Origin of the sequence: Sulfitobacter donghicola DSW-25 = KCTC 12864 = JCM 14565 (genome assembly GCF_000622405.1) — a bacterium.
Taxonomy (GTDB): Bacteria; Pseudomonadota; Alphaproteobacteria; order Rhodobacterales; family Rhodobacteraceae; genus Sulfitobacter; species Sulfitobacter donghicola.
This window is the reverse complement of sequence record NZ_JASF01000005.1, coordinates 2,984,716-3,005,752: the sequence shown is the minus strand read 5'-3', so window position 1 is coordinate 3,005,752 and position 21,037 is coordinate 2,984,716. Positions and strand designations below refer to the sequence as shown.

Annotated in this window: 18 protein-coding genes and 1 tRNA gene; 5 read left to right on the top strand and 14 right to left on the bottom strand. The window is 54.0% G+C overall.

Annotation, left to right across the window (positions count from 1 at the left end; all coding sequences use genetic code 11):
• Window positions 1–596: 596 nt before the first annotated feature.
• The 4 genes from Z948_RS0115945 to Z948_RS0115930 all read right to left on the bottom strand — a co-directional run bounded on the left by Z948_RS0115945 (window position 597) and on the right by Z948_RS0115930 (window position 3,681).
• Window positions 597–1,001 (bottom strand): thioredoxin family protein, encoded by a 405-nt coding sequence (locus tag Z948_RS0115945; RefSeq protein ID WP_245604587.1) that lies wholly within the window; start codon window positions 999–1,001, stop codon window positions 597–599.
• A 15-nt stretch (window positions 1,002–1,016) separates the two neighbouring features.
• The gene (locus Z948_RS0115940; protein ID WP_025060551.1) at window positions 1,017–1,730 is read right to left on the bottom strand and encodes a cytochrome c biogenesis CcdA family protein; all 714 of its coding nucleotides are present in this window, start codon (window positions 1,728–1,730) and stop codon (window positions 1,017–1,019) included.
• A 92-nt stretch (window positions 1,731–1,822) separates the two neighbouring features.
• The gene (locus tag Z948_RS0115935) at window positions 1,823–2,560 is read right to left on the bottom strand and encodes an RlmE family RNA methyltransferase (RefSeq protein ID WP_025060550.1); all 738 of its coding nucleotides are present in this window, start codon (window positions 2,558–2,560) and stop codon (window positions 1,823–1,825) included.
• Window positions 2,560–3,681, bottom strand: coding sequence for a Ppx/GppA phosphatase family protein (locus tag Z948_RS0115930; protein WP_025060549.1), 1,122 nt, complete (start codon window positions 3,679–3,681; stop codon window positions 2,560–2,562). Before Z948_RS0115930 ends, Z948_RS0115935 begins: the two co-directional genes overlap by 1 nt.
• A 266-nt stretch (window positions 3,682–3,947) precedes the next feature.
• Here Z948_RS0115930 and Z948_RS0115925 point away from each other — a divergent pair, with 266 nt between their 5' ends.
• Genes Z948_RS0115925 through Z948_RS0115915 form a run of 3 tightly spaced genes read left to right on the top strand, consistent with a single transcriptional unit; the run spans window position 3,948 to window position 6,298 of the window.
• Window positions 3,948–4,244, top strand: coding sequence for a virulence factor (locus Z948_RS0115925; RefSeq protein ID WP_025060548.1), 297 nt, complete (start codon window positions 3,948–3,950; stop codon window positions 4,242–4,244).
• 36 nt (window positions 4,245–4,280) lie between these two features.
• The gene (locus Z948_RS0115920) at window positions 4,281–5,204 is read left to right on the top strand and encodes a methylenetetrahydrofolate reductase (protein ID WP_025060547.1); all 924 of its coding nucleotides are present in this window, start codon (window positions 4,281–4,283) and stop codon (window positions 5,202–5,204) included.
• Between the two features lie 14 nt (window positions 5,205–5,218).
• Window positions 5,219–6,298, top strand: coding sequence for a methyltetrahydrofolate cobalamin methyltransferase (locus Z948_RS0115915; RefSeq protein WP_025060546.1), 1,080 nt, complete (start codon window positions 5,219–5,221; stop codon window positions 6,296–6,298).
• Between the two features lie 95 nt (window positions 6,299–6,393).
• On the opposite strand, the gene Z948_RS0115910 is transcribed toward Z948_RS0115915, so the two are convergent.
• Entirely contained in the window at window positions 6,394–7,434 is a 1,041-nt protein-coding gene (locus Z948_RS0115910) for an aromatic ring-hydroxylating dioxygenase subunit alpha (RefSeq protein ID WP_025060545.1), read from the bottom strand.
• Window positions 7,435–7,672: 238 nt separating this feature from the next.
• Between Z948_RS0115910 and Z948_RS18560 the strand changes: the two genes are divergently transcribed.
• Window positions 7,673–10,825, top strand: coding sequence for a transporter substrate-binding domain-containing protein (locus Z948_RS18560; RefSeq protein WP_025060543.1), 3,153 nt, complete (start codon window positions 7,673–7,675; stop codon window positions 10,823–10,825).
• 91 nt (window positions 10,826–10,916) lie between these two features.
• On the opposite strand, the gene Z948_RS0115895 is transcribed toward Z948_RS18560, so the two are convergent.
• The 9 genes from Z948_RS0115895 to Z948_RS0115850 form a co-directional block, all read right to left on the bottom strand.
• A tRNA-Ser gene (locus Z948_RS0115895) sits at window positions 10,917–11,006 on the bottom strand.
• Window positions 11,007–11,076: 70 nt separating this feature from the next.
• The gene (locus Z948_RS0115890; RefSeq protein ID WP_025060542.1) at window positions 11,077–11,796 is read right to left on the bottom strand and encodes an alanyl-tRNA editing protein; all 720 of its coding nucleotides are present in this window, start codon (window positions 11,794–11,796) and stop codon (window positions 11,077–11,079) included.
• Window positions 11,793–14,228 (bottom strand): DUF3772 domain-containing protein, encoded by a 2,436-nt coding sequence (locus Z948_RS0115885; protein ID WP_025060541.1) that lies wholly within the window; start codon window positions 14,226–14,228, stop codon window positions 11,793–11,795. The genes Z948_RS0115890 and Z948_RS0115885 overlap by 4 nt, the downstream gene beginning before the upstream one ends.
• Window positions 14,225–15,259, bottom strand: a complete 1,035-nt coding sequence (locus tag Z948_RS0115880; protein ID WP_025060540.1) for a cysteine synthase A — start codon at window positions 15,257–15,259, stop codon at window positions 14,225–14,227. The genes Z948_RS0115885 and Z948_RS0115880 overlap by 4 nt, the downstream gene beginning before the upstream one ends.
• A gap of 46 nt (window positions 15,260–15,305) precedes the next feature.
• The gene (locus tag Z948_RS0115875) at window positions 15,306–16,412 is read right to left on the bottom strand and encodes a gamma-glutamylcyclotransferase (RefSeq protein ID WP_025060539.1); all 1,107 of its coding nucleotides are present in this window, start codon (window positions 16,410–16,412) and stop codon (window positions 15,306–15,308) included.
• Between the two features lie 3 nt (window positions 16,413–16,415).
• Window positions 16,416–16,856, bottom strand: coding sequence for a TrgA family protein (locus tag Z948_RS0115870; protein WP_025060538.1), 441 nt, complete (start codon window positions 16,854–16,856; stop codon window positions 16,416–16,418).
• A 30-nt stretch (window positions 16,857–16,886) separates the two neighbouring features.
• Window positions 16,887–18,095, bottom strand: coding sequence for an SAM-dependent methyltransferase (locus Z948_RS0115865; protein ID WP_025060537.1), 1,209 nt, complete (start codon window positions 18,093–18,095; stop codon window positions 16,887–16,889).
• A gap of 367 nt (window positions 18,096–18,462) precedes the next feature.
• Window positions 18,463–19,449 carry an acryloyl-CoA reductase gene (acuI, locus tag Z948_RS0115855; RefSeq protein WP_025060536.1) on the bottom strand — a complete coding sequence of 329 codons (987 nt, stop codon included), beginning with the start codon at window positions 19,447–19,449 and terminating at the stop codon, window positions 18,463–18,465.
• Between the two features lie 126 nt (window positions 19,450–19,575).
• Window positions 19,576–20,133 carry a DinB family protein gene (locus Z948_RS0115850; RefSeq protein ID WP_245604586.1) on the bottom strand — a complete coding sequence of 186 codons (558 nt, stop codon included), beginning with the start codon at window positions 20,131–20,133 and terminating at the stop codon, window positions 19,576–19,578.
• A 121-nt stretch (window positions 20,134–20,254) separates the two neighbouring features.
• Between Z948_RS0115850 and Z948_RS0115845 the strand changes: the two genes are divergently transcribed.
• A complete protein-coding gene (locus Z948_RS0115845; protein WP_025060534.1) occupies window positions 20,255–20,989 on the top strand; it encodes a FadR/GntR family transcriptional regulator in 735 nt (244 codons plus the stop codon).
• Window positions 20,990–21,037: the final 48 nt, after the last annotated feature.

Here is a 21,037-nt window from a genome sequence, read left to right as displayed (position 1 = left end):
GCTACCGTTACTAGCGTAGGTTCGACGATGAGAATTCAGAGATAGTGGAACGGTTGGTGGGCCAGATGGCCAATTACAAGGAATCGGGCTTAGGTTTTTGTGCATTTTGTATCTACGCGATGTAAAAGGCTATGAATGGTACGATGGGCGCGTGTACTGAAGCTACTGCGAGTTGGAGCTGAACCTTCGTCTCTAGAAATTTAAGCGGTTGAAACGGCCCAAGCTAGAGGCGCTAGCAGCGTAGGAAGTCCCTAACCATACATGGTCGATGAACCTCATGCAGGTTTAGCTCGCGGGTCGGCGACTTCAATCGAGATGGCTTAGGTATCGAAGTGGACTTCTCATTGCCATAATCGTAGAACCCATAACTGCTACACAAGTCGCTACGCGGGGCGAAAGTCTTATCTTGTAGTATATTGTTGTTAAATATAGATTTTACCTCCTTCTTGAAATCCTGCGAAAGGACTGTCTCTCCGCCACTTTTCCACTGAAATGCTTGAAAGCTCATCTGGAATGGAAAAAGGCCGCGCCAGATGACGCAGCCTTTCCCTAAATCATACGTTCAAAACCGATTTCGGATGAACTAAGCCTTTGAATTACAGGCCCTTGTCCATCAACGCTTTGATGTCGCTTTCGGATGTGCCCGCAACGATGCGGCCCAGCTCTTTGTCACCGCGTAGAACCAACAGGGTCGAACGGCGCGGGATTTGGCGGGAAGTCGATACTTCGTGCGTGCCGTAATCGTCCCAGTCAACTTTTACAAAGGTCATCGCCGCATCGTATTTACCGCTTGCCGCGCGAAGGCCGTCAATAACACGGGCCTGACGTTTGCAGGTGCCACACCATGTTGCCGAGTAGTCGACAAACACTGTCTTGCCCTCGTCCAATGCCGCCTGAATAACACCAGGTTTGTAGGTTATAAATCCGGCAGCAGATGCAGCGGCAGGAAGGATACCCATAGCAGCGGCTGTAGCAACAAAAGTGCGTCGGTTCATCGTCATCTTAGTTCTCCTGAGTTATAGGGCGACAGAAAGATCCTGAAGCCAGATTGGCATGACATCTAGCGCCCATGCCTCGATATAGTGGTTGAGTTTAAAGTAGAGCATCAATCCGACCGCTAGGAATGTGACACCCAAGATCGGTTTGGATCGTGCCGCAAGGCCGCGCAGCATCTGCGCTTTTTTCCGGATTGCTTCGCGCGCCCCCAGACCCAACACGATGATCAGGGTTGAAACGCCAAGGGCAAAGAAGGCCATGATAAAGGTGGTATAGCCAAGGTTGCTGCCTTGGGATGCCAGCGCGATTGCACCGCCCAAGGTTGGGCCGATACAGGGCGACCAAACAGCGCCCAAAAGGATACCGCCCATAAACTGGCCCTTAAGCCCGCCATCATCAACGCGCCCAATCGAGCTGTCGGCGCGCGCGGCCATCCCTGCTGTTGCGGCCTCGAACCGATGCGCCAATTTGGGCACCAATAAAACGATGCCAAACACGATCATAAAGGCCGCGCCTATCTGGGCGAGTTTTTCTTGTGTCAAGCCGATGCTGGCCCCGAAGGCCGTCACTAAAACGCCAAAGACGACGAACGACAGGCTCATCCCCGCAGCAAGGGCTATAGGTCCATACCGGTTCGCGTTTAGCGCGCTCACCAATACAATGGGCAATACCGGCAATACGCAGGGATTGATAAGGGTCAGCAGACCCGCGAGATATGCAAAAACAAATTCCATTCCTGAGATGTGAACGATCGAATGGAATGAGGCAAGTCATTCTGGTTCAACTATAGATCACAAGAACGTCATGGCCTAAAAACAAGGATTTCTTATGCGTCATCCATAGGCACATCTGCCTTAAATCCCCGCGCCACAACAAATTTCTCTGAACTATCTGCGCGGCTTGAAGGGGGTTTAAAGTTGGCCACTTTACGGAATCGTTGCTTTAGCAGCTTTTGCAATTCACCTTCGGCACCACCTGCGAGGGTCTTGGCAATAAACGTGCCGCCCTCTTCTAAAACATCAAAGGCGAAATAGGCTGCGGCCTCACACAGGGCGATGATGCGCAGGTGGTCGGTTTGCTTGTGCCCAGACGACGCGGCCGCCATATCTGACATGACTACATCTGCCTTGCCGCCCAGCCATTCCTTTACTTTCAAATCCGCATCATCTTCCATAAAATCCAGCTGGTGGATTTCACAGCCTGCAATTGGCTCCATTTCCTGCAGATCAACCGCAAGGATCGTTCCCACGGCCTTGCCGCCTTTTTCGCCCAAAATATTCGAGCGCTTGACCGCAACCTGACACCAACCACCCGGCGCCGCGCCGAGGTCCACAATCCGCGCGCCGGGCAACAAAAAGCGGAACTTGTCGTCCAGCTCCATAATCTTGAACGCCGCGCGCCCGCGATAGCCTTCGGCCTTGGCGCGTTTCACGTAGGGGTCGTTCAACTGGCGCTGCAACCAACGGGTCGAGCTAAGCTTGCGACCGCGTGCGGATTTCACCTTTACCTTTAGGTCGCGCTGACCGCGGCCCGAGGTGTTTTTACCTGTTGGCGTCTTGCCCATTAGAACATTCCTTCTCCGAGCACGCCATCCGCGCTCATTTGTGCGTATAGCAGACCTTCGCGCAAACCGCGATCCGCAACACTTAGCCGATCTGTTGGCCAGCACCGCATGAGGGCCTGCAAAATCGCAGCGCCCGACATGATGAGTGCAGCGCGGTCATGGCCAATACAGGGGTCAACCCGCCGCCCCTCTGGCCCCAAAGCCAGATAGTGATGGATCACAGTGTCGATTTGCTGGCTGGTCATATGCAGCCCGTCTACCTTTGTTCGATCATACCGGCGCAGGCCCAAATGACTTGCCGCGACAGTTGTTACAGTGCCTGACGTCCCAACAATCTGGAACCTCTCCTGAGGTTGTGCGGATTGGTAGGGCGTAAAATCGGTGAGGTTTTCCTCAAAGAACCAGCTCATCAGGGCAAAACGGGCGGCATCGTCTTCTACATCGGAAAACTGGTCGCGCAGGGTCGCCACACCGAGCGGCACACTGATCCAGTCAACCACCCGCGCGGCAGGCACATCAGATTGCGCCTGATCAAACCCGTTATGCAGCCGCATGATGGATTGCGCGCGATCCTTTTTGGGAACTTGGCTGATGTCGATCCAGACCAGCTCGGTCGAGCCGCCGCCAATATCTACAACCAAAAGGTTTTCCGTTTTCTGGCTGACCAAAGGCGCACAAGAGATCACGGCAAGCTGCGCCTCTTGTTCTGGCGCGATGATATCCAGCTTTAGCCCCGTTTCACGGGTCACGCGGCGCATGAACTCATCACCGTTCAACGCACGGCGGCAGGCTTCGGTCGCGACAAGGCGCATGCGTTTCACTTTGTTACGGCGCAGTTTCTGCTGGCAAATGCGCAGCGCCTGTATGGTGCGCGCCATTGATCCGCGCGATAAACGCCCGGTCTTCTCTAACCCCGCGCCTAGCTGCACGGACTTTGAGAAACTATCCACCACATGAAACCCCCCGCCTTTCGGCTGGGCGATCAACATGCGACAGCTATTTGTGCCCAGATCAAGGGCCGCATATAGGTCGTTCGATCTGGACGAAACTGGCGCGGGGCTCAGAGCCGTCTTTTGTTTACGTTCGAGCGCGCCCGCACCTTTGGAGCGCTTTGGCGCCATGGTTTGCGCCTTTCATTACGAGTTGCCCTGACAATACGTCCTGTCCCTGCACTTCGCAAGGACCCGCGAACGATCTGCCCTGCCCTTTTTTAGTTAAGCTCAAGATGTTCATGCCGATTATGATCTTTCCCAACTGGTGCGGTCCGGGCGTCGATCGTGTAGGCAAAGGTCGCGGAAGGTGCTGATTTTGTCGTCATTGTCATTCGGGCTGTGACAGGCATCCGATAAAGAGGACAGAGCACCATATACCACAGGAGGAATCGCGAATGGCCGAAGTTGTGATCGTATATTGGCGGGATATTCCTGCGCAGGTTATCGTTGGCAAAGGCCGTCGTGGCCAAAAACGCATTTTGCCAGAACGGTTTGAACAAGCCATTGATCGCGCCGCGATGAAGGTGGGTGCAGAAGATACAGATGCTTATCTGGCAGAGTGGCGCAAAGCGGCCCCCGTCACCGTTGAGGGTGACGACGCAGCCGCCGCGGATGCCGAAGCCGCCCGTATCGACGCAGAATATGATCGCGAACGCCTAAAAGCCCTGATTGCGAACGACGGTTGGGCCTAGGCCCCCTACCTCAAACACCCACAAAGGAGGCGCTAAATGTCCTTGTTGAATTTCCGCAAAAAAGAAGACACCCCAACAGAGGTGAACCCACAGATCGAGAGCTTCCTTCAGGATTTCTCGATTGAGGTCATGCCACGCACCGCTGAAAAAGTTGACGATTTCCGCGCGCTTTTGCCGCAAGGTACCCGCGTCTATATCGCCCACATCGAAGGCACGCCAATCGAAGACATGGTCGCAACGGCAAAACGTCTGGCCGCTGACGGCTTTCAGGTGATGCCGCATTTTCCTGCGCGTATCATCAAAGACAGCGCAACCTTGGGCGACTGGATTGCGCGCTATCAGGGTGAAGCGGATGTGAAACAGGCGCTCTTGCTTGCGGGTGGTGTGGCAACCCCGCATGGCGATTTCCAAGACAGCATGCAACTGATGGAAACGGGCCTGTTTGATCAGGCGGGCTTTACCAACCTGCACGTTGCAGGACACCCCGAAGGCAACCGCGACATCGACGCGACAGGGACTGCAAATGTGGATGCCGCGCTGCGTTGGAAAAACGATTTCCAAACCCGCACAGACGCCAAAATGGCCATCGCCACGCAATTCGCCTTTGAGGCCAAGCCGATCATAGAATGGGCCGACAGCCTTGTTGAGGCTGGCATCACCCTTCCCGTTCACATCGGGATCGCAGGCCCTGCCAAATTGCAGACGCTGATCAAATTCGCCATCGCTTGTGGTGTCGGCCCTTCGCTGAAGGTTCTCCAAAAGCGCGCGATGGATGTGACCAAACTGTTGCTCCCCTATGAGCCAACGGATGTCGTTGCCGAGCTGGCCGCACATAAGGCCGCCAACCCAGACTTTAACATCTCGCACCTGCACTTCTTCCCGCTGGGTGGGATCAAAACCAATGCCACATGGGCACAAAACAACGGCGGAAAATCCGCTATTCCAGCCAACGCCTCCTGAAGGACTGACCAAAAATGACAAGAACCATCGTCGAATCCAAAACAAAAACCGCCATCATCGGCTTTGATCAGCCCTTTAGCGTGATTGGCGAGCGGATCAACCCAACGGGCCGCAAAATTCTGGCCGAAGAGCTGGAGCGCGGAGACTTCTCCCGCGTTGAGGCGGATGCTGTTGCGCAGGTTGCTGCAGGGGCGACCATCCTTGATGTGAACTCGGGCGCTGTTTTCTCGAACAAAATGGCCGAAGACCCACGCTATGCGGATAACAACTTTGTTGAACCGATGCTGATGCCCGAGATGATCAAACGCGTTCAGGCGGTTACCGATTGCCCGATCTGCATCGACAGCTCGGTTCCTGGTGCGCTGGAAAACGGTTTGGAAGCCTGCGAAGGCCGCCCGCTGCTGAACTCGGTCACAGGCGAAGAAGAGCGCCTCGAGCTGGTGCTGCCGCTGGTCAAGAAATACAACGTGCCTGTTGTCGCGATTTCCAACGACGACACAGGTATTTCCGAAGACCCTGACGTGCGGTTTGATGTTGCTAAAAAGATCGTAGAGCGCGCGGCCGATTTCGGCATTCCCGCCCATGACATCGTGGTTGACCCGCTGGTGATGCCAATCGGTGCTATGGCAACCGCTGGCCATCAGGTTTTCACCTTGGTGCGTCGCCTGCGCGACGAGCTGGGCGTGAACACAACCTGTGGCGCGTCCAACATCAGCTTTGGCCTGCCAAATCGCCACGGCATCAACAATGCCTTCCTGCCTATGGCAATGGGTGCTGGCATGACCTCGGCGATTATGAACCCTGTCGCGCTGCCCGTGAACGCCAAAAAGATCGCCGAGAAAAAGGCCGAGCTGGCCGCGCTTGGCGTTGTTCTGCCCGAAGGGATGGACGACGAAGCCTTTGTTCAGCTCTTTGGCATGGGCTCAACCCTGCCCCGCGCAGGCAAAGAGATGGAAGCCATCCGCGCTGCCAACTTCCTGTTTGATCGTGACCCACATGGTGGTGACTGGATCAAATTCAACAAGGTTGCACCAAAAGCGGGCCAAGAAGGCCGTGGCCGCGCAGGCCGTACTGGTGGCCGTCGTCGGGGTTAAACCCTGCCCATCAAAAACACGAAAAAGGCCGCGAACTCTCGCGGCCTTTTTTGTTTTAGCACGTCTATTTTGAACAGTTTTTCAGCGAACCGCGTTTAGTTCCCCATCTTTTCATCAACCAAGGCCTCTTCGGCGATCATCGCCTCTAGCTGGCGGCGAAACCGCAGCTGCCCTGCATCAATTCCCAAATCAATATGGGGCGAGGTTTTCTCTGTCATGCCGATTTGCACCGCATCCAGAACCGCGCGATCCTCTTCAAAGGCCTGACGCACATCTTCGCTCATCATCTTTGACAGCTCTTCGTCATCGGGACGGATATTTCTAAGCTGGAACCAATAATAACGCGTTTCACTTTCGGTGGTGGGAGTCATGAAATTATAGCTATCCATGATGAATGTATCATCATGCAGCGGCCCCTCTGGCCCACCAGTGCCCGCAGGCGTAAACACCGCGCGGATCAAGGCATGGCTGGGATAGCGGACCTCATAATGCTGAAGGCGGTCGCAATTCCCCTCGAATGCGACGACCTTTTTGTAAAACGGAGCGGGCTCGTGATCCATCATCCAGCGGTGAACGATGATGCCTTCGTCAGTTTTTGTCACCCGCAACGGTGCATCTTTTGTCTGAACCGAGCCAAACGAGCTTTGGTGCACCCATGCTACATGCGTTGGATCAAGCAGGTTATCGCACATAAGAAGGTAGTTACATTTTAACTCCATCGCAGCGCCACGGTTAATCCCCCAAGAAGGGTCATCAAAATTCGGAATATCAATGATGTCTTCGACATCGGCGATGGCAGCATTCCCCATCCAGATCCAAACAAGCCCATATTTTTCATGAACGGGATAGGGGCGCACGCGCGCAGCCGAAGGTATCCGCCCCCCTCCCGGCGCCCAGACACATTGCCCCGCGCAATCAAAGGTCAGCCCGTGATAACCACATTCAACATTGTCATCCTTGATCCGCCCCTTGGACAGCGGCAGCTTGCGATGCGGGCAGGCATCCTCCATTGCGATAACTTCCCCGTCGGAACGGCGAAACATGCAAATCTTTTCGCCCAGCACCTTAACCTGCTGTAAATCATTTACGATTTCACTGCTCCAGGCAGCGACATACCAAGCGTTTTTCAAGAACATGCGGTTTCCATTCTGACAGTCGGTTTTCCAAAGGACCTATAGGAGCAAGACTAGTTTGAAAACGAGAAAGCGAAAGCCAAACACCAAAACGGGGCTTGGCTTGTGTTGCGCAAAACGCCCCAATACAACCTTAAGCATATACGTCATCACAATTTCGGTATAAGTTGTGATTTGAATAAGTTGGAGTTTTACCCTGCCCCGAAAAATATATAACCACATTCGTTGGTTTGCTTTAGTTTTGACGCTGCTATTTTTCGGTCTATTTTTGGCCGCCGCTTCCCCTACCGCCGCCCAATCCGAGCGGCCTACATTAACCGTTGGGTGGATTTTATCCCCGCCACTTTGGTATCGGGGAGAGGACGGTGAAAAAACAGGATATTTCATCGATTTAGCCCGCCTAATCGCCGATGAATTAGATCACGATCTGGTTATTAAAGACTACAGAACCGCGCAAGAGATCATCTTTGCTCAAAATAAAGGCGAAACCGACCTTGTTGCAGGTGGAACGGCCCTCACTTTGTTCGAGGCGGAAAACCTGTTTTCCCTCCCCGTTGGCCAAGCCCAAAGTCGCATTTATACACATGCGTCTCGTGCGAATGATTTCGATCGGAACACTGTTTCTGGTAAGGTAATCGCATCCGTTACCAGAGGCTGGGCCCCCGAGGTAGAACAGCTTTGGGAGCGTAATCACGAGGTGACCCCGCCGAACACGGCCGATGCGTTAATGGGTCTGATGTCTGGTGATTTTGAAGCGATCGTCTATCCAGAAGAAACGGTCGTTTACTGGTCACATCGGTCCCATTTAGACCATTTGATCGTGCCCGTTGGTGCCCCCTTTAACGTGCGCGACCGTGTTGTCGTTCTCAACAAAAGCAAGGCAGATCTTCTTGCCCCGATCAACGCTATTATAAATCGGTTGGAGAACGACGGGACCCTAGCGGCGCTGCGAAAGAAACACTGGATCGATGTGTACGAACCAGAGCCGGAAACGCTCACCGTCGCTTTTCCCGACATCGCAGCCTCTGATCGGGGCGCGGCGGGTTTTGCCCCGACCTATATGCTTGATAAAAATGGCAACCCCAGCGGATATGCCATTGAATTTTTTAAGGATATTGCAAATCGGGCCGGTTTAAAGTTCGAGATTAAAGAGGTTTCATCCACCTTAATGTTGCAAGGGCCAACGGCTGCCGGTGTCGATATCATCCCGACCTTGGGTATTTCAGAAAAACGCCGCCAAATCATGGATCAGACCCTGCCGGCCGGAAGTCTGAGCATCTCAGCGACGATCCGGCGCGCAGATATCGGCAAATTCGCCACCTCTTCGGATTTATCCGGCCACCCTGTTGGGGCGCTACGCGGTGGGTTTGCCTATATGAAGGCTCTACGTGATCCCGCATTTAGCGTCCTACCATATGATAGCCCTGATCAACTTCTTAGTGCTTTGATGGCTGGGAAAATCGATGCTGCCCTGATGCTTAAGTCACATTTGCCAACCTTGGCAAAAGACAGAGGGGTGTTGGCAAATATTCATGAGATAGAGACCCCATTCATCATTTCCAGCCGCGCTATTTCGCTTCGTTTCGGCCTTGGTCAAGTGCGCGAAAGGATCAATGCCGAACTGCCGCTCTACCTTCTTTCCGAAGAGTTTACCGAGCTTCGCGAAGAATATTATGGCACGCCAAAATTCTGGACCGAGAGAAGGCAACAGGCGCTATCCGTAGGGATCATCATCCTTATGGTGTTAGTGCTGAGCCTGCTACTGGCCTTTTTCGCAAGCGAACGCGCAAGGCGGCGAGAAAAAAGCGCCCTCATATTAGCAGAAGAATCCGGCAAAAAAGCAAATGATCTAAGCGGCCGCCTACAGGCTGTTATGGATGCGTCTAGAAATGGTGTTGTGGCTTTGTCCCGCGATGGCAACGTCGCAATGACAAACCCGCGTGCCCGCGATCTGCTGGGCATTGAGGAACCCAATACCTCCCCTTTGGAGATGAGCAATCACTATTTTTCCGAAACAGAAGAGACAACACCGCTTGAGGGCAGAAAGGCTCCGTTTTCTCGGGCGATGTTTAACGGGAATATGGATGGCGAACTGTTTCAATTGCATCAGCCGAACGTAAAGAAAGCCAAATACGTTCGCCTCTCCAGCTCGTCACTTCCTTTGGATGCCTCTAGTGAAATCGGCACCGTGGTCATTTTGGATGACGTTTCCGAGTATGAGCGACAACGTAAAGAAACCGAAAGATCCGGCAGGATGAGCGCAGTCGGCCAACTGACCGGTGGCGTTGCCCATGACTTTAACAACCTTTTGGCGATTATCATGGGGAACTTGGAACTCATAAAAGAGGCTGGGCTAACCGAGATACAAGAAGGCATGGCGGATGCCGGTCTGGCCGCGACACGACGCGGTGCTGACCTAACCAAAAGCTTGTTGGCCTTTTCCCGTCAATCAAGGCTAGAGGTTGAGGTTCTTGATCCGAACTCGGTCGTTCTTGAGGCGCAAAACTGGATGAGACGGGCCCTGCCCGAGTCCATCAACGTAGAAACCTCTTTGTTGGCTGGGGTTTGGCCCGTACAGCTTGATCGCTCTTCTCTGGAAAGCGCCTTGCTGAATTTGATCGTCAACGCCCGTGACGCCATGAACGGCAATGGGAACCTAACCATCGAAACGGCGAACGTTCGAATTGACCGAGCCTATGTAGATTCACGTAACGAGGAACTTGGCCCTGGTCGCTATGTCATGCTTGCCGTGAGCGACACAGGCACAGGCATTCACCCAAAAGACCTAGATCATCTTTTTGAACCGTTCTTTACAACCAAAGGCCCCGGTGAGGGATCTGGTGTGGGATTGTCGATGGTTCTGGGCTTTGTGAAGCAATCAGGTGGTACGGTTCAAGTTTATTCCGAGCTAGGGGTCGGGACCACGTTCAAACTGTACTTCCCTTCTTGTGACACCCAATCCCAACCCATTGGAAAGAAACCAGCCGAGGCAGCGCATGGGGTTTCTGGTGATGTCAGGATTCTCCTCGCGGAAGATGACGATGCCATCCGAACTGTTCTGGAAACAGTCCTAAAAGGCGCTGGTTATTTCGTTGTATCAGCTCCGTCTGGCGATGCCGCGCTAGAGCTTTTTCATTCCGAACCGCCATTCGACATCTTGGTCACAGACATCGTGATGCCCGGAAAAATACAAGGGACCGGACTGGCCAAAGCAATTCGCCCGTTGCAGCCTGGCATCCCCATAATTTTCATGTCTGGATACGCCACCGAAGCAACAGTGCACGGCAACGGCCTGATGCCAGAAGATATCAGATTAATGAAGCCGGTCCCCAAACAGGAATTGCTCAGCGCGATCTCCAAGCTTTTGGAGACCAAAGCGAACAAACCCCAATAACCCCACACGGCATTAGGCATTTGGCCATTCCAATTCACCTCGCCGCACCGCAAACGTCGGTTATTAAATACTATAATGCTTTGAAAGATGATGGCGGACAGACAGGGATTCGAACCCTGGAGACGGTCTCCCGCCTACACACTTTCCAGGCGTGCGCCTTCGACCACTCGGCCACCTGTCCGTTGGGGCGTCTTTAGCAAGGGATGGCTTTGGGATGCAAGCACGAAATTGGCGAATTGCGCACCAAATGTTCAACTGTCCAAATGAAGGTAAATCCGACGGTTCATTCTGCCCTTCTTTTCGATCTTTCCAATGCGCAACGCGCCGATCTCTCCGGTGCGCGCAACATGGGTGCCGCCGCAGGGTTGCAGGTCGATCCAATCGTTTTCGCCACCGATACGCACAAGGCGGATATCGCCAGCGCCGCGAGGGGGCTTTACGGCCATGGTCTTCACCAGCGACGGGGCGGCGTCCAGCTCTTCTTCTGTGATCCAGCCATCACTCACCTGTGCGTCGCTTTCGACAAACTGGTTTAGCGCCTCTTCCAGCTCATTCCGGTCATCAAGCCCGTCTGGCATATTGAAATCAAGCCGCCCATGGGTCGCCGAGATCGCGCCGCCAGTAACGGCAAAAGGGACGGCAACCGACAACAAATGGAGCGCCGTATGAATGCGCATATGTTTGTGACGTCGATCCCAATCCAGATGTTGTACCACATGTGCCCCCAAGGGCGGCAGTGCCATCGGCTCGGACGGGACCAAAACGATCTGGTTTGCATCACCATTCACCGCCGTTGCGATGGATAGCCTGTGGGAATCCCATTCGATCCAGCCGCTATCGCCGGGTTGGCCGCCGCCTGTTGGATAGAAGACAGTCGCATCCAATATGATGCCGCCCTCGGCGGTATGTGCGGTAACCACGGCCGGTGCATCGCGCTGGTACGGGTCTTCGCGAAATAGCTTTCTGGTCATCTGTCCCCTTCCCCTTCGCTGTCGTCTGGCGTAGCGCCTTTTGCGGCATCTTGCAGCGCGGCCTCGCTGGCTTTGGTGGTATTGTTTTCTTGGTTGGTTTTCGGCTCGCCGCGCAATGCTTCGGGATTGCGCAACCAAACATCCTGCTGTGCGAACGGAATCTCGATCCCCTCTTCCATAAAGCGTTTTGCGATCTCGTGGTTCACGTCATTTTTCACCACCATGATCCAATTCACATCCCGCAGGAAAATCCGTATCTCGAAATCAAGCGAGCTGGCGCCGAAATTCAGAAATAGGACGCTAGGCGCCGGATTGGCCAAGGCCATCGGATGGGCATTCGCGATCTCTTGCAGGATTTTTTCAACCTTGCGGGTATCACTGCCATAGGCCACGCCAACCTGAACAATCAAACGGCCCAGCGTGTTACCGCGCGTATAGTTCGTAACCGTTCCGCTGACCAAATCGGCATTGGGTACGATGACATCGGTCCGGTCAAAGGTCTCGATACGGGTTGAGCGCACCGAGATGTCACGCACATACCCCATCTGCCCATTGCTCACCTCGATCCAATCGCCTTCGGAAATGGGCCGTTCGATCAATAGAATAATGCCCGACACAAAGTTTGAAACGATGTTTTGCAGGCCAAAACCGATCCCGACAGACAAAGCACCCGCAACAATCGCAAGCGAGCTGAGATCGATCCCTGCCCCTGTGATCGCCGCAAGGGCCGCTAGGAAAATACCAACATAGCCAACGCCGGAAACAACCGCGTTCTGCCCGCCTTTGTCGATGCCTGTTTTTGGCAAGACATTGGTCTTTAGCACCCCCTGCGTGAGGCGCGTGGCCAGATAGCCAACCGTAAAGATAGCGGCAAAGGTGATGAAATCCGTAGGCGAAATCCGCGAGTCGCCAACGGCAAACCCCCGCTTGAAGGCCGCCCAGATTTCAGTGAGGTCCGAAACCCGCGCGCCCCAGACCAGCGCAAGAACAGGCAGCACCATCAAAAGCAAAGCCATGCCGATAAGGATCGGCACCAAGGCTTCGCGCGCTTGGGCGCCCTGCCCTGTAATGGCCCCGTAAACATCCGCGCCAAAGCGTTGAAGCGCCAAGACAAGGCCAAGAACAATCAGCGTCAAAATCGTAGGAAACAGCAAAGCAGAGCTGGCGTTATAATAGCCAGCGGCCTGCAGCAGGGGCGCGGCAATTGCGACGACAATCGATGCCAAACCCAAGCTGCGGACAAGTCGGTTGATGGTGCTGGCCCGCGGTGAGCCTTCCTCGTCTACAGCTGTGTCATTGTTGTACTGGCGCAAAAGACGACCAATACGAAACAACCCATAAGCAATCACCAGATTAAACGGAAAGCTAACGACCGATCTGGTCAGATTATCTCCGCCATCCAGAATAATGATCTGCTGCAAAATCCCGCCAATGACCAAAAACAGTGTGATACCACCGATCAGAAACCGCGCCTCGGCCCGCTCACTTTTTTGGAGTTTGATCAGCGCAACTTCTTCTTCGCGGGCAAAAGCCTGTTCCGAAACCCAGCGAAAGCCCAGCATTACCGCGCCCCAAGTCGGGATCACAACGATCAGCTGTTCACCAAGATCACCCAAATATCCCGTTTGATGCGCAGCATATGTCAAAAGGGAAAGCCCGAAAAACGGCACCACAATACGCATCAGCGAGATGACAAATTGCCAGATGCTCAACCCACGGCTGGTCGAATTTCGCACCTGTTGGATAAAGCGTTTTGACCATCGGCGGCCCCTAAACAGCAATACCAATCCGATGATGACCGACAGCAAAATAACAGGAAGCTTACGCTGAAGGGTCTTGGCTCGTTGTTCTGCTTCATCAGGGGTGACATGAACCCAAAGACCCGAAAACGCATTTTTGAGCGCCTCAAGGCCCGTCGCCCAATGCACCGGATTAAGAGGTGAACCAACAACTTCGAACAAGGCTTCGGTCTGGCGGTCTCGCAGCTCCGCATCGATTTCCTCGATCAGCCCATCCGCGCTGGTATAGGCGCTTTCGGTCACCTGAACAGGCGCCAATAGGGTTGCCAGTTGCTCTTCTAGCTCGCTGCGCTTTTGCGCGACCTCTTCGGCCTCTGGCGCGGCGTCCTCTTCGGTTGGAGGATCCCCCAATTGCGCGATTTGTTCGCGCAGACTGGCGATCCGCGTGGCATTAACATCTTTGGCTTCATCAAACTGTTCGCGATAACTTACCAGCTCAAGCCGAAGAGCATCCAGCGTTTCACTTGTTGTATCTTCATCGTCAACCGCCGCCTCGACACGTTGCGTCAAGGCCTGCCAACGCTCCATCTCTGCGTCAGAAATGCCTTGGGCCGACAGCAAGCCGGCCCAAACCATAAATACGCAAACAAAAACACCTACACAGCGCATGCCGCGAAAGATCTGGGAGATCATACGTCCTCAAACACCGATGGAAGCTGCGCCGCCTCGCGATCAAGCCAATCTGGTACGGGCAGGTTTTTTTCTTTTAGGAATGCAGGATTGAACAGTTTGGATTGATAGCGCGTGCCATAGTCGCACAGCATCGTCACAATCGTATGCCCTGGCCCCATTTCACGGGCCATGCGAATGGCACCCGCAATATTCACCCCAGAAGACGCCCCAAGGCAAAGACCTTCGTTCTTTAGCAAATCAAACACAACAGGCAGCGCTTCGGCGTCTGGAATGTTGTAGGCAAAATCGGGTTTGAACCCTTCAAGGTTGCGGGTGATCCGAACCTGTCCGATCCCTTCCGCGATTGATCCACCCTCAGTGCTCAACTCGCCCTTGGTATAATAGTTATATAGCGCCGCACCATCCGGATCGGCGATGCCGATCTTTACGCCTTTGGGCTGCAACGCCATGCCAGTTCCCGCCAATGTGCCGCCAGAGCCAACAGCGCAGATGAACCCGTCGACCTTGCCGTCTGTTTGCTCCCAAATCTCGGGACCAGTTGTTTCAATGTGGGATTGGCGGTTGGCGGTGTTGTCGAATTGGTTCGCCCAGATCACACCTTCATTGGTGTCGCGTGCCAAAGATTTCGCAAGGCGCTCCGAATAATGGATAAAGTTGTTGGGGTTGCGATAAGGCGCCGCTGGAACCTGAATAAGCTCAGCCCCCGTAAGGCGCAGCATCATCTTTTTCTCTTCTGACTGGGTCTCTGGGATGACGATAACCGTCTTAAACCCCATAGACGCCCCGACCAAAGCAAGGCCAATGCCGGTGTTCCCCGCTGTCCCTTCAACGATTGTGCCACCGGGTTTCAGATCGCCACGGGCAATCGCATCACGGATGATAAACAGTGCCGCACGGTCTTTGACCGATTGACCAGGGTTCAAGAATTCGGCCTTACCGTAAATCTCACAACCGGTTTGCGCGCTGGCTCCGCGCAGTTTGATTAGGGGCGTATTGCCCACAGCTTGTTCCAGATCGCGCGCTACATGCATCAGAGGACCTCAATATTTGTACCCGTTTACATCTAGCGCTCCGGCTTCAAGACCTCAACCTGCTTCGGTGATGCGCCAACCAATAAGCCATCAAAGCTGTCGGCGTATTAGCCAGCGCCTGACGTTCGGCCATCGCCATGAAATCATTAAAGGAAATCAACCTTGAGCGGATGTTTTCATGTTCAGTTTCCAAACCACCAACACCGGCAATTTCATCCGGCAAATCAGTCACCCCTACAAACATGTGAAAATAACAGGTCGACTCCCCCGGTGTTGCGTAACCTTTTGCAACCGTTTCTAACGATGTCAGAGTAAGCGAGGTTTCCTCGCGGGCCTCACGAAAAGCTGCCATTTCTGGCGTTTCACCGGGATCAATGCGGCCTGCGACAGGCTCCAGTTGCCAAATCTCGGTATCGCCGCGCCCCAAGGGGCCCATGCGCATTTGTTCCACCAAAAGAACGCGATCCCGAACAGGATCATAGGGCAAAACCAAAGATGCATCTCCGGCGACAAAATACGACCGTTCCAAAACGGGCGATTTACCACCATCAAAACGTTCGTGGCGCAGGCTGACCTCATCCACGGCGAAGAAACCAGTATAAGCGCGGCGCTTTTCCAATATCTCGACCTGACCGTCAAAAACATCCTGCCCAGCGGCAGTGCGACCACCCAGAACCTTTGACCACGCTCTGGCGCGGATCTGAGGGAACATGGCCGCCACCTCATCGCGCGTGCGATGGCCGAAATGCTCCATCACCTCGGTCGCGGCAAAGCATGACATCTCACCCCAATCCGAACACCAGCCCGTGAAATCCCACTTGGCCCCTGTCGTCCAGCGATCTGGCGCGCAAACATAGACCTGCGCAACCGTTCCATCCTCTAGCGTGACATCAATCAGGTCGTAGTCAAATCCGCCTTCATAATAATCCAGACGGGCGATATCATCGTCGCTCAACCCCGAGACAACCACCCCCTCTGCGCGACCTTGCGCAGAAGCGACCAACGACGGAAACGGCCCCTCTTGAACAGCAAAGCATGTAAACTCGGGCAGAAAGCCCGCCACCAGCTGACCCTCCGAAAAGCGACGACCAAGCACGATTTCAAGCAACGGAACATGCCTTAATGTGCCGTAGAAAAACAGAGGTTTTTTCATAGATTAGCGCCAGTGTTTCGCTGCGAAATCCGCAGCTGGCCCAATGATTAACGCCCCAACCAAGGCCGTGCCAAGCACAGGAGCCGTGGCAATCATGACGCCGAATTCAGATCCGATCAGGAAAATCGCCGTGATCGCCTCCATCGGGCCGTCATATCGGTTGCGCATCGCAAGGCGGAACATCTCCCAACAGGAATGGGCGGCAAGGCACCAAAGAAACAACATGACGACACCGGTAAGGCCATTGTTGATCCCTTGCACAAATCCACGCCCCGCGCGGCGCCCCATAACAACCCACCCAACCCAAAGGCCGATAAAGGCGTTCACATAGTTGAACCAACCAAAGGCCGTGCCCTCAGGCATTAACGGGCGGACAAGATCGGAAAGTATCCACGCCAATATGGCAAGGAGTACACCAGCGACAAGACGGGCTGCTGTGGGCATGAGAGTGTTCCTTTGGTAGTCGATGCAAACCTACATCGGCTTGCGCACCGTAATCTGCGTTACATCACAGTTTCCACTACCAAATGTCGCTGCGCAAGATGTGAGGTAAAAATTCCACATCCGCCTGAAACGATCATCAAAGCCAAGCGATTGAATTTCGGTCCACTTTTCATTGAAGCGCTGGTGCCACCGCCGCAAGGTCAGATCATAGCTTTTGCCAAATTCAATGGATTTCTCAACCGAAAGACCAGCCTGCTCTATTTCGTTGCGCAAGACTGTCGGGCTTGGCAACATTCCCCCTGGGAAAATGTATTTCTGAATGAAATCCACGCCGCGTTTGTATATCTCCCATCGGCGGTCATCCACTGTGATAATCTGAAAGGTCGCGGCCTTTCCCGATTTCAGCCGTTGGCGGACCGTTTGAAAATAAACCGGCCAGTATTTTTCACCCACAGCTTCAAACATTTCGATACTGGCAATGCCATCATAGGTACCAGCCTCGTCACGGTAATCTTGCAGCTTGACCTCAACAAGACCCGAAAGCCCTGCCTTTTCAATGCGATCTACCGCATAGTTAAACTGCTCTTCGCTGATCGTGAGGCAGGTTACCTTTAATCCCCGCTCGGCAGCGGCATATTCGGCAAAGCCCCCCCAGCCACAGCCGATCTCCAGAACATGATCCCCTGCAACCACGCCCATCTGGTCCACCATTGATTTGTATTTGGCGGTCTGGGCGGATTCCATGCTTTGTTGTGGGTCATCGAAAATCGCGCTGGAATAGCTCATCGTGTCATCCAGCCAAAGCCCGTAAAAATCATTCCCCAAGTCATAGTGATAAGAGATATTTTTGCGCGCTTGGGATTTAGAGTTTTGCTGCAGCCAAAATCGAAGCTGTTCAAACATCCTGACGATCCCCATGCCAGGAAAGCCGTCATAAATCACATCGTTGTCGGCATGTACAAAATCCATAAAGGCTTGCAGGTCAGGCGTGCTCCACCATCCATCCAGATATGCATCGCTAAACCCCAGATCCCCCTCGCGGATCAGGCGCACAAACAAATCGTCATGATGCACATGAAGCTGGGCCACGGGGCCGGCGGATGTGCCTTCTACCCTGAAATGGCGCCCGTCAGACAAGATGAAATCAAGCCGCCCATAGTTCAAATTTGACGCGACATTAAACACTTTCGCAAAATATCGCGGCAGATCGCTTTGCCCTTCTGTGGATGTTAAAACCATACATACCTCCGCTTTGGGAAAACCGAATAATTTCGGTTTTCTGGCCTTTCGGGAGGGGGGGGAACATCGGGCCAACCTAGGTTCAATCCGCAAACGCAGCTTTCTCGACCAGCCGGATATGCGCAGCCCTAACGTTCCTTGGCGCGCCCTTGGCTGGTTCCTCCCATGCTACGTTATGCAGCTTCAGCCTAAGCCAAGAGCGGATTTCCACCAAGGTTTTCCTTGATCTCGCGTTAGCACCATTGCGTTACTGCGCTGCCGCGCGGCGCCAGACAATCCGAATGCTGATGGAGTTTTGAGGGATTGCCGCCCTACCCCACATTGCGCTGCGACAGCGGCTGTTGTGGAACAGGGCGTTCTTTAAGGGTTAGGCGTTAACGTCAACCACAACACGGCCTTTGACGTCCCCCTTCAGGATGTCAGCGGTCAGCTTTGGCAAATCTGACAAAGTAGCGGGAACAACCATATCTTCCAATTTGTCCATTGGAAGGTCTTTGGCCACACGCTCCCACGCGCGCAGGCGGTTTTCATAGGGCTGCATAACACTATCAATACCCAACAAATTCACACCGCGCAGCAGGAAGGGAATAACCGTTGCAGGCAGCGCCGCGCCACCAGCCAAACCAACAGCAGCAACCGAAGCGCCATATTCCATCTGGCCCAGCACGCGAGCCAGCATCGCGCCACCGACCGCATCAACACAACCGCCCCATGTCTCGCCCTCTAGCGGACGTTTTACCGTTTCGTTGATCTCCTCACGGGCCACAATCTGAGAGGCGCCAAGGGCGGTCAGATAATCCGCGGTTTCAGGCCGCCCAGTGACACCAGCAACCTTGTAACCAAGGTTCGCCAAAATCGCGACCGCAACCGAGCCAACGCCCCCCGCAGCACCCGTTACCAAAACGGGACCAGACTTGATCCCCTGATCCTCCAGCGCCATCACCGACAGCATCGAGGTAAAGCCAGCCGTGCCAACAGCCATCGCCTGACGGGTATCAAGGCCAGCAGGCAGCGGCACAAGCCAATCTGCCTTTACACGCGCCTTTTGCGCATAACCGCCCCAATGGGCCTCGCCCACGCGCCATCCTGTTAGAACAACCTTATCGCCGACCTTATAACGATCATCCGAGGAGGCCTCGACCGTGCCGGAAAAATCAATGCCAGGTACATGCGGATAGTTGCGCACCAGACCACCGCCGCCCGGGCTCATGCATAGGCCGTCTTTGTAGTTAACGGTGGTATATTCAACCGCAACCAGCACCTCACCTGCGGGAAGCTGGTCTTCGGAAATTTGCGTAATCGCAGCCGAGGTCTGGCCCTCGTCATCCTTATTTACGATCAGTGCATTGAACATTTTCTATTCTCTTTCTGAGGCCTCAGCCCCGCGTTATTTTTCACCCAAAATACCCAAAACCGTTTTTTAAAAGGTCTGGGAACTCTCATTTTTCACATTGCCCCAAGGGGCCGGTGATTTTTGCCGCTACACATCCTCTGGCATAAAAACCAAATCCGAAACCGGAGGTGTAATGCCCGCCGCCGACAACATCTGGCTGATTTGCCCGCGATGATGCGTTTGGTGGTTGAACATATGCGCAACGCAAAGGCCCATCGGCTTTGTGACATCTTGTTGAATTGCCCCCGAGAACCAGCTGATATCCTGACGCAAATCGACATTGGACAGGGTCTGCGCCCAGATCCGGATGCGACCGTCCATGCGAAAACGCTCGGCATCCCATGCTCCGATGGTAGGCGTCATCGAAATGCTTTCCGCAATGCTTGTCTTTGGCGTAGCGATATCGCTGTACCAGCGGCTCATCCAGATCGTATCTCCCCAAAGAAGGTGATTGAGCGTGTTAAAGATCGACCCGAAGAATGCGCAGCGGTCAGCCTTGAGCTCGCCGTCGTCCATAGCTTGAACAATCTTTCGCAACTGGTTGTTTTGCCACGTGTTATAACGCGCCATATGCAAAACAAATTCCTTTTCGACCATGCTGTCTTCCCTCCCGAGGGCCACGAAAATATGGGCCGGTTTATGCATGTCATCCGGCCTAGCGCCAAAAACCAACACCTCTCACTAGGTAGCTGTCATAGCCCGAGTCAGAGATTGCAAAATTAATGTCAGACAATTACAATTTTGCCAAACACTAAATGTAAGACATATGAAAATTGATCCAAAGAACACCACCGACCTTTCAGCCCAGATCGCAACCGCCATCCGCGAAGAGATCATCGCAGGGCGGCTAATCGTCGATCAACGGCTCCCCTCCGAAGCAGAGCTGGCTAATCATTTTGATGTGTCTCGCCCCACGGTGCGCGAAGCCCTGAAAAGGCTTGCAGCACAATCGCTGATCCGCACACAACGCGGCGCATCGGGTGGTGCATTTGTCAATCGGATCAGCTTTGAAGAGGCCTATGCCCAACAGATCACAACCTCAACCCTTTTGCTATCCATGAACTCGGTCAGCTTCGAGGCCGCTTGCGAAGCCCGCTTTGCGCTAGAGCGATCCTGCGCCGCCCTGTCCGCCAAGAGGCGCAGCGCAGATCACCTTGCAGCGATGCGGGCCGAAATTCACCGACAAGCGCAGCCCGGTCTGACGGATGAAACCTTTTGCGCCTCGGACGTGGCTTTTCACCGCGCTTTGGTAGATGGCGCAGGCAACCCTGTCCTGTCCTACCAATTGGCGGGCGCGGTAGAGGCCATGCAGCCGCTGATGAATATGATCACCTTTACCGCACGCGATCGCGAACGGATCATTGCCCTGCATATCCAGATTGCCGATGCCATCGAAGCACAAAATGATATCGAGGTATTACAAGGCCTGAGCGCGTTAGAAGATGAAACCCAATCCCTAGGAGCGGGTGTCTTTGCCGCGCACGCGACACAAGGCGATTGAAACCATCTAGGCGCTTTGCCGATAAATCACGGCAAAGCGATCACTCTA